This window comes from Streptosporangium sp. NPDC004631 (genome assembly GCF_053601935.1).
Genome location: NZ_JBSGCR010000077.1, coordinates 1 through 1,525, shown reverse-complemented (window position 1 = coordinate 1,525; position 1,525 = coordinate 1). Strand labels below are relative to the sequence as shown.

At 68.7% G+C, this 1,525-nt stretch carries 2 protein-coding genes; both read right to left on the bottom strand.

Annotated features, from left to right (window positions below; all coding sequences use genetic code 11):
- Window positions 1–36: 36 nt before the first annotated feature.
- On the bottom strand, window positions 37–975 hold the full coding sequence (locus tag ACWEF2_RS31605) for a hypothetical protein (protein ID WP_453819909.1): 939 nt from the start codon (window positions 973–975) through the stop codon (window positions 37–39).
- A gap of 5 nt (window positions 976–980) precedes the next feature.
- Window positions 981–1,525, bottom strand: a 545-nt coding sequence (locus ACWEF2_RS31600) for a transposase domain-containing protein (RefSeq protein ID WP_453819908.1), incomplete at its 5' end; no start/stop codon positions are given.

Sequence of the window (1,525 nt, the reverse complement as noted above, 5' to 3'; positions counted from 1 at the left end):
CCCCAAGGCCAGGTAGTTAGCGTTTTCGGGTGTCTGTCAAGGGAGCGGCGGGTCGGGCACGGCGGCGTAGAGACCTTGGCCGATCTTGTGGATGAGTCCGGTTGTGGCCCATCGCGACAGTTGCCGGTACATGGTGTTCAAAGTGATGTCGCCGAGGTGGTGGGCGATGTCGCGGGCGTTCCAGTGTCGGTGGGGCTCGGTGTGGAGCAGGGCCAGGACCTGTGTGCTACGGCGGCTTGCCGTGCTGGTGTGCCGGTCGTCTCGGGATTTGGCGGGGAGGGGCGGGTTATGCGCAGGCTCCAGGACGGTGATGTCGAGGCAGGTGATGGCGCGGCTGGTGTCGGGCCGGCCATCGTCCAGCCGTTCTCCGTAGCGGGAGATCGGTGATTTGACCTTGCGGGTGCTGATGCGTGGGCGTCGTGGTGGGAGCAACCTGGCCGGCACCCGGCGTCCGATCGTTCCGGTGAGGTCGGGAGCTTCGGGCAGGACGCCCTCGGCTTGGATCACCAGGTCACGGGCAGTGTGGAAGGCGATGGTGAACCCGCAGCGATCGGGATCGGTTCCATGGCGGGACCGCGCGGCGTCGACCATGACGGTGCGCAGCAGCTGGTGGAGCGTGAGCAACGCCCACATCTCCTGCTCGACGCCGACTGGGTCGCCCGACCTCAGCACGCGCCCGCGCAAGATCGTGTGCCGGAGCGCATAGTAAGCCGATTCGTGCTCCCAGCGCTGGTGATACAAGCAGACCAGGGCACCGGCCGGGTGGCGGCGGGCGTCGGTCAGCGTGGTGACCAGCCGGTAGGAGGCGTCAAAGACGGTGCCGTCGGTGCAGGTCACGGTGATCTGGGCATCGACGATCCGCACCGAGATCGAGCCGATCACCGACAGGTAGGAGCCGTCGGCCAGGCGGGACAGGACCGGAGTGCGGCGGTTGCTGCGCAGGCGGCCGACGACCTGGGCTCCGGTGCCCGTCACCGCGGCTAGGAAATCGTTACCGTCGAATCCCTTATCCCGCAGCACGAGCATGCCGGCCTCAGCAGGTGCAGCAGCCGCTTGGCGTATTCAGTCTCGCCCGTGGCGGTGGGCCCGAACACCGCGCCGATCATCGCCCGGGTGCCGGTCTTCACCAGGGTCATCAGCTCCAGCTGGGGATAGCCGCCATGGGCCGGCCGATCGAGCCAAGCCCGGTTCCGGCCGGTATCGGGGACTTTCAGCGAGCTGCAGCCGTCGAAGGAGACCGTCCGGTAGGGGCCGAACCGCACCCCAGGCGTCACCGGCCGCGCCGGCGGGCCGCACAGCACCTCGAACAGCGCCTGCATCGGCCCGCCGCCCACCCGGCGGCGCAGGTCGCGTAACGCCTTCGCGGTCGGTGAGACAACAGCGGGCAGCCCCGCCAGAGCGCTCGTCATCTTGTCCCAGACCAGCCGATAGCCGACCTCCGGAAACAGGCACATCGCCGGCAGGAAATACACCCCGACCCGCGAGGGAGGCTCTCGGAGCCGGTGCTGCACCCGGCCCGTCTCCG